A 1,079-nucleotide genomic window follows, 5' to 3' on the forward strand; every position below is an offset into this window, starting at 1 on the left:
TGTCCTGGCCCTGGGCGACGAGGTGACCTGGGGCATCGACCTGGCCGACGGCGGAGCCGCCCTGGCCATCACGATCCTGCTCCACCACGACCAGCCTTTGCACTACATCTCCGGCCGGGCCATTCACCGCGCATCGGAGAGCTACCGCGGCGAGGGCAAGACCGACGCCAAGGACGCCGCCGTCATCGCCGATCAGGTCCGCATTCGCCGCGACCTGCGTCCTTTACGAACCAGCGATGAAACGGTCACTGATCTCAAGATCCTCACCGGTCGGCGCATGGACCTGGTCGCCGACCGCACCCGCACCGTCAATCGGCTCCGTGCCCAGCTCACCGGTATCTTCCCCGGCTTGGAGCACGTCCTGGACCTCACCAACACCGGGCCACTCGTGCTGTTGACCGGCTACCAGACCCCGGCCGCTCTGCGCCGGACAGGCAGGAAGCGGCTCGAGACCTGGCTTCGCAACCGCAGAGTCCTGCGTGCTGACCGACTCGCCGAGACCGCTTGGGAGACCGCCGGCCGCCAGTACACCAGACTGCCCGGCGAGAAGTTGACGGCCCAGATGGTGCACACCCTCGCGGCGGAGGTGATCGCCCTCAACCAGCAGGTCGCCGAGATCGACAAGGCGATCGAGGCCCGGTTTCGAGAGCACCGCGACTTCGAGGTGATCACCAGCATGCCGGGCCTGGGCGTGATCCTCGGTGCCGAGTTCCTGGCCGCGACCGGCGGCGACATGACCGCTTTCGGCACCCCGGACCGCCTCGCCGGCTTCGGTGGCGTCGCACCCGTGCCCCGCGACTCCGGCAAGATCAGTGGCAATCTTCGCCGGCCACGGCGCTACAACCGCAGACTCCAACGCGTCTTCTACATATCCGCGTTGTTCAGCATCCGCCACTGCGACGAGTCCCGTCGGTTTTACGAACGCAAGCGAGCCGAAGGCAAGCGACACATCCAAGCAGTCCTCGCCCTGGCCCGTCGGCGCGTCAACGTCCTCTGGGCCCTCCTCCGCGATGGACGAACGTATGAAGCCACGCCACCCACTGCACGCGCGGCTTGACAGACCACATTAGGAATCACTG

The 1,079-nt window shown here is 66.8% G+C and carries 1 protein-coding gene; it reads left to right on the plus strand.

The window, feature by feature from the left end; genetic code table 11:
• On the plus strand, nt 1–1,057 hold a 1,057-nt coding region (locus ABZV42_RS42290), incomplete at its 5' end, for an IS110 family transposase (RefSeq protein WP_356057683.1).
• Between the last annotated feature and the right edge of the window lie 22 nt (nt 1,058–1,079).

Source organism: Streptomyces sp. NPDC005281 (assembly GCF_040607495.1).
Classification (GTDB): domain Bacteria; phylum Actinomycetota; class Actinomycetes; order Streptomycetales; family Streptomycetaceae; genus Streptomyces.